The 5,760-nt window shown below is 64.7% G+C and carries 7 protein-coding genes; 2 read left to right on the top strand and 5 right to left on the bottom strand.

The genetic code is table 11. The features are described 5' to 3' along the window. Nucleotides 1-662 (bottom strand): adenylate/guanylate cyclase domain-containing protein (locus WCB02_RS24215; protein ID WP_423962136.1); only part of this gene is annotated, 662 nt, incomplete at its 3' end. A gap of 234 nt (nucleotides 663-896) precedes the next feature. Here WCB02_RS24215 and WCB02_RS24210 point away from each other — a divergent pair. Next, the gene (locus tag WCB02_RS24210; RefSeq protein WP_423962135.1) at nucleotides 897-1,535 is read left to right on the top strand and encodes a LysE family translocator; all 639 of its coding nucleotides are present in this window, start codon (nucleotides 897-899) and stop codon (nucleotides 1,533-1,535) included. Here the strand turns inward: WCB02_RS24210 and WCB02_RS24205 are convergent. Further along, the gene (locus tag WCB02_RS24205; protein ID WP_423962133.1) at nucleotides 1,523-2,281 is read right to left on the bottom strand and encodes a sulfite exporter TauE/SafE family protein; all 759 of its coding nucleotides are present in this window, start codon (nucleotides 2,279-2,281) and stop codon (nucleotides 1,523-1,525) included. The genes WCB02_RS24210 and WCB02_RS24205 overlap by 13 nt on opposite strands. 95 nt (nucleotides 2,282-2,376) lie before the next feature. Here WCB02_RS24205 and WCB02_RS24200 point away from each other — a divergent pair, with 95 nt between their 5' ends. Further along, complete coding sequence (locus tag WCB02_RS24200) at nucleotides 2,377-3,267, top strand: LysR substrate-binding domain-containing protein (RefSeq protein WP_423962131.1); 891 nt, start codon at nucleotides 2,377-2,379, stop codon at nucleotides 3,265-3,267. 57 nt (nucleotides 3,268-3,324) lie between these two features. On the opposite strand, the gene WCB02_RS24195 is transcribed toward WCB02_RS24200, so the two are convergent. The 3 genes from WCB02_RS24195 to WCB02_RS24185 form a co-directional block, all read right to left on the bottom strand. Continuing rightward, on the bottom strand, nucleotides 3,325-4,308 hold the full coding sequence (locus tag WCB02_RS24195) for a tripartite tricarboxylate transporter substrate binding protein (protein ID WP_423962129.1): 984 nt from the start codon (nucleotides 4,306-4,308) through the stop codon (nucleotides 3,325-3,327). 151 nt (nucleotides 4,309-4,459) lie between these two features. Further along, nucleotides 4,460-5,242 (bottom strand): histidinol-phosphatase, encoded by a 783-nt coding sequence (gene hisN, locus WCB02_RS24190; RefSeq protein WP_423962127.1) that lies wholly within the window; start codon nucleotides 5,240-5,242, stop codon nucleotides 4,460-4,462. A gap of 76 nt (nucleotides 5,243-5,318) precedes the next feature. Continuing rightward, on the bottom strand, nucleotides 5,319-5,760 hold a 442-nt coding region (locus tag WCB02_RS24185; protein ID WP_423962126.1), incomplete at its 5' end, for a hypothetical protein.

Below are 5,760 nucleotides of genomic sequence, written 5' to 3'. Positions count from 1 at the left end.
GCGTGGATCAGATCCTCGGTCAATCCGTCTGAAAAATAGTCCTCAGCGCTGTCGGCGAGATTGGCAAAGGGAAGCACGCCCACGATCGCGGTGCGGTATTGCGGCGGCAGGTTCGATGCAGGCTTGGGCTCGGAGCCGCCCGGCTCGGACCCGTCCGGCTCCCAGCTCCAGACCTGGACCGGTTCCTCGATGTTCTTGAAAAGGTGACTGCCGCCATCCACCAGGGATCGGCCGAGATGTCTCGCCGCCTCCTGATAGGCCTTGTCGGAAACGGCCACACCGCCGGGAACGGCCACGCCTTCGAGGCGGACGGCGATGTTCACGCCGTCGCCGAACACTTCGTCCTCGTCGGCGATCACGTCTCCCATGTGGACGCCGAGACGGAAGCGCATGACGCGATCGGCGGGGAGGTGCGTGTTGCGCTCGGCCATCAGCGTTTGCATCTCGATCGCCGATTCGATCGCGCCGACGACACTTCTGAACTCCAGCAGGAAGCCGTCGCCGGTATTCTTCACGATCCGGCCGCCATGGTTGAGAATGATCGGGAAGATCGCGCTGCGGTGAGCCTTGAACGCGGCATGCGTGCCGGCTTCATCGACGCCCATCATGCGCGCATAACCGGCGACGTCGGCGCAAACGATGGCAGCGAGGCGTCTTTGCATCATCTCCCCTGGTCCGGAATCGGTGACCACCAGTACGTTGGCGGGCCGCCAATTCCAATGGTTATAAAGCAGGCTGCCGGCGGGAAAGTCCGCTCCGAACCGATCAGCGAGCAGACATCCAAGACCGGCGCGTGTCGCGGGGCAAGATAGCATCGGAACCGCCTCGCGTGGGATTGCGCTCGATAGCGGTGGACGTGCAAAATACGATTCGTTCGTCTTGAGGTGGGCTTATTTATGCTGGGCATTCACGACCTCTGGCTTTTCATTCTCTCCGGGCTTCTGCTCAACATCACGCCGGGTCCCGATACCGCCTACATCGTCGGGCGCAGCGTGCAATTGGGATGGCGGGGCGGCGCGGCTGCCGTGCTCGGAATCGAGGCCGGCTGCCTGGTCCATGTCTTCAGTGCCGCGATCGGGCTTTCGGCGCTGCTCGCGGCATCGGCGACGGCCTTCGCTGCGGTGAAATGGGCGGGCGCGATCTATCTCGTCTGCATCGGCATCAAGATGCTGGTGTCGCGGCCGCAGCCGGATGTCGCCAATGCGCGGGTCGGAGATGCTGCCATTTCGCTGCGGCGGGTGTTCGTGCAGGGCGCGCTGACCAACATGCTCAACCCGAAAGTGGCGCTGTTCTTCCTCGCCTTCCTGCCGCAATTCGTCAGCGCGGATTCGGCGCACAAGGCAGTGGGATTCGTGCTGCTCGGCCTGATCTTCATCGGCAACGGAACGCTGTGGTGCCTTGGCGTCGCCGCGTTCGCCGCCAGGACAGCGAGCCAGGTCAGGCAATCCGGCAACGCGCTGCGCTGGATCAATCGCGCGCTGGGCGGCCTGTTCGTCTATCTCGGCGCCCGCCTCGCGCTGCTTCAGGCGCGCTGAAGCTCAAGAATCGCGCTGGCTGCGAGATAGACTCCGAGAACGATCATCGCGACCAGAAACCAGCGGCGAAAGGCATCCGCCGGCAGCCGCAAGCGGATGGCCTGGCCGATGAACATGCCGGCGAATGCACAGGCCATGGCGATCGCGCCGGGCAGCGCGGTCGAGGCTTTCAACAGTCCGGCGGCCGTGAGATTGAACGCGAGCGCCAGCGTCGCGACGGTGAAGAACACGCCGAGCGCCTGCACCAGTTCATCCTTCTCCATGCCGATCGCCTGCATGAACGGCATCGAGGGGAGCACCTGCACGCCGGTCGCCGCCGCGATCAGTCCGGTGACGATGCCGACCAGGCCGCCGACCCATTTCTCGTCGCGGCGCGTGACCTCGAAGGCGAACCTGCTCAGTCCCACGATCGCGTAGATCACCAAGAGCACGCCGAGCGCGATCGAGCCGTAGCGCGCTGTGGGTCCGGAGAGCGCGCCCGCATTGAGCCGGATGCCGACGATGGTGCCGGCCATCAGCGGCCACAGTCGCCGGATGATGTCACGCAGATGAGGGCCGGCGAAGGTCTGCCAGATATTGGTGACGACCGCCGGCAGGATGACGATGGCGAGCGCCTGCCCTGGCGGCATCGCGACCGCAAGCAAGCCCATCGATACTGTTGGCAGGCCGAGCCCGATCACGCCCTTGACGAAGCCCGCGAGCATGAAGACGGCGGCGATCAGCAACAGCAACGGTTCGAACGACATCGCGGCACATTGACCAATCGGCGCAATCCGCACAATCTGCAGATTACGGAGACAGCCTTCGTTCTTGACGAAGGCTGATGAGACGAGAATGCGCCATGCGTTTCGACCTGGTCGACCTCCGGCTCTTCATCGCGGTAGCGGAGTGCCGAAGCATCACGCGCGGCGCGGACCGCGCCCATCTGGCGCTCGCCTCGGCCAGCGCGCGAATCAAGGGGCTGGAGACCGCGCTCTCCGTCGCGCTGTTCAAGCGCGGCCGCCGCGGCGTCGAGCTCACCGCGGCCGGCGAGAGCCTGCTCGACCACGCCCGCATCGTCATGCAGGATGTCGAGGCGATGCGCGGCGATCTCGCGCGCTTTGCCTCCGGCGTGCGGGCCAGCGTGCTGCTGCTCGCCAACACCTCGGGCCTGTCGGAACATCTGCCGAAAGCGCTGGCGGCATTCCTGCGCGGCCATCCCGATATCGACGTCGATGTCGAGGAGCGCGAGAGCATCGATATCGCCACGGCCATCGTCACCGGCGCCGCCGATCTCGGCTTTGCCGCCGAGCACGCGCTGCCCGAGACGATCGAGCGGTTTGCCTTCGGCCAGGATCGCCTGTTGCTGGTGTTCGCGCGGCGCAGCGGGTTTGCGGGCCGGCGCCAGATCGATTTCAAGGAGGTTGCCGGCCAGGACTTCGTCGGACTGACCAACGCCACCGCGCTGCAGGCCCATATCGGCAAGCACGCGGCACAACTCGGCCTGCGGCTGCGCGTCAGGGCCCGGTTGCGGGATTTCGACGCGATTTGCCAAATGGTGGCGGCCGAGGTCGGCATGGCCGTGGTGCCGGAAGCCGCCGCCAGACGCTGCGCGCGCTCGATGCCGATCGCGATGTGCCGGATCCGTGACGCCTGGGCCAACCGCAGGCTCGTGATCTGTGCCCGCGATTTCAAAACGCTGCCGCGCCCGGCCAAGCTTTTGGTGGAGCATCTGCGGCGGACGGCGCAATAGAAGCATTTTCCGGAAAGGCGGACACCAGCATTCCGTTAGATCAATATACCAGAGCCGTTACTTTGTGGTCTCGAGGCCCGCGTTCTTGATCACCTTGCCCCACTTCTCCGTCTCCGAAGCGATGAAGTTGCGGAATTGCTCCGGCGAATCGGGCGCGAGCGTCAGCCCCTGCTCGGCAAGCTTCTGCTTGACCGCGGGGTCGGCCATCGCCTCGAAGGCTGTGCGGTTGAGGGCCGCTATGATCGGCGCGGGCGTGGCACCGGGCGCGATCATGCCGTACCAGTTCTCGATCAGGAGCTCGGGCATGCCGACTTCCGCGGTGGTCGGCACGTCCGGCGCGGTGGGGGCGCGCTGCCGCGCGCCAAGCGCGATCGCGCGCAGATTGCCCGCCTTGATCTGCGGCAGGATCACCGGCAGATCGAGGAATGTCATCTGCACCTGCTGGCCCAGCAGGTCATTGATGGCGGGCGCGGCGCCGCGATAGGGCACGTGGACGATATCGATCTTCGCCGTCTGCTTGAACAATTCGCCGGCCAGATGCGGCAGGCCGCCGGTGCCGGAGGAGGCAAAATTGAGCTTGCCGGGCTCGGCCTTGGCGAGCGCCACGAGTTCGCTCATGTTCCTGGCCGGAACGTTGGTCGCCACGACGAGCATTTCCGGCACCGTCGCAACCAGGCTGACGGGCGCGAAATCCTTGCTTACGTCGTAGGCGACCTGCTCCATCATCGGATTGATCACCAGCGAACTCGCGCTGGTGATCCCGATCGTGTAGCCGTCCGGCTTGGCCTTTGCCACCGCGTCGGTCCCGAGCACGCCGGCCTGTCCGCCGCGATTGTCGATCACCACCGGCTGCTTGAACAGTTCCGCCATCCGCTGCCCGACGACGCGGGCGATGATGTCGTTCGGACCGCCCGGTGGAAACGGCACGATCAGCCGGATCGGCCGGGCCGGAAAATCCTCGGCCGCCGCCAGAGCCGGCAGCAGCAAGAACGACAGCGCCACCGCCAGCGCGCCGACACATCTCGCGTCAACACCTCTCATGAACACCTCCCGCGCTTCCGGCCTTGGCGCCGCATGCGGTTGCTCGCATGGCGACCGGCGGAAATCTTATCGAAGATGCAATGCTAGCGCAGTTTGCCGCGCCGTCGAGATGCAAATGCTTGAAAAAGCCGGGGTCTAGGTGCTCGGCAGGCTAGCCCTTGAGCAGCTTGATCGCCTCCTCATGCACCCGCGCGTCGCCGGCTGCGATGATGCGGCCGCCATTCTGCGCGGGTTCTCCCTCCCAGTTGGTGACGACGCCACCGGCGCCGGTGATGATCGGGATCAGAGCCGCGATGTCATAGGGCTTCAATTCGGTCTCGACCACGAGGTCGAGATGTCCGGCCGCGAGCATGCAATAGGAATAGCAATCGCCGCCGTAGCGCGGCAGCCGCACCGCGCTCTGGACCCGGCCGAAGGCTTCGCGGTCGCCGTCGTTCATCAACAGCGGGCTCGTGGTGTAGCAGGTCGCTTCGGCGAGCGAGGCGCAGCGCCGCACCGCCAATTTTCGTTCCCCCGACGGCCCCTGATAGTTGGCCGAGCCGTTGTCGCCGGAGAAGCGCTCGCCGATGAAGGGCTGGTGCATCATCCCGAACACCGGAACGCCCTGGTGCAGCAGCGCGATCAGGGTGCCCCAGACCGGAAAACCCGCGATGAAGGACTTGGTGCCGTCGATCGGGTCGAGCACCCAGACATAGTCGGCGTCTTCGTGCTCGTTGCCGAACTCCTCGCCGACGATGCCGTGCTGGGGGAAATTGGCCTTGATCAGCCGCCGCATCACCGCTTCCGCGGCGCGGTCGGCTTCGGTCACCGGATCGAACTCCCGACTGCTGCTCTTGTTCTCGATGGAGAGCGAGGTTCGGAAGAACGGCAGGATAGTCTCGCCGGCCGATGTCGCCAGGCGGCCGATGAAGGCGGAAAAGTCGATGACCGTCACGTGGTTTCCTCGGTGCCTTAAGTGAATTGGAGCTCTGGGAGAATTTTGGCTTTTGGAGAATCGCCCTCTGCCTAGCTCAATCCGTCGAGCCATGCACGATGATCCCTGAGATCGATCTGGTATTTTGGATACGTAGTCTCGCCTGCGTGGGACGCATCCCGCCGCGAGGTGGCCGATCACGAAATCGCGAATTTTGGCCCGGCAGCGCACCGCCAGCCCGGCCTCGTCTCAGGGCATACACGGTAACCATTTGTAAAATATTAATAATTTCATGAACCGGCGCGGGTGTGGCGCGCGTGCAAGGTCTGCAAATTTTGCATGCAAAACAGCGCGAAAACCCTTGCCTTTTGTGCATCGCGGTCGCATATTGTTGCGGTGCGGTAGCGCTTATGGCGTTATCGCTGCCCTCCTTGGGCGTTTCCTCCCTAGACTTGGGCCGCTTGCTCATCGCAAGCGGCCCTTTTTTCGTGGCTGAGAGATCGGAGAGATTTGCCACCGCGAGCCGGGAGAGCGGGACG

Origin of the sequence: Bradyrhizobium sp. (assembly GCF_049581145.1) — a bacterium.
Taxonomy (GTDB): domain Bacteria; phylum Pseudomonadota; class Alphaproteobacteria; order Rhizobiales; family Xanthobacteraceae; genus Bradyrhizobium.
This window is presented reverse-complemented; position numbering and strand designations above follow the sequence as displayed.

Coding starts and splice junctions, on each gene's coding strand:
- WCB02_RS24195 (WP_423962129.1), bottom strand. CDS start 4,308: ATGAGAGGTGTTGACGCGAGATGTGTCGGCGCGCTGGCGGTGGCGCTG.
- WCB02_RS24200 (WP_423962131.1), top strand. CDS start 2,377: ATGCGTTTCGACCTGGTCGACCTCCGGCTCTTCATCGCGGTAGCGGAG.
- WCB02_RS24205 (WP_423962133.1), bottom strand. CDS start 2,281: ATGTCGTTCGAACCGTTGCTGTTGCTGATCGCCGCCGTCTTCATGCTC.
- WCB02_RS24210 (WP_423962135.1), top strand. CDS start 897: ATGCTGGGCATTCACGACCTCTGGCTTTTCATTCTCTCCGGGCTTCTG.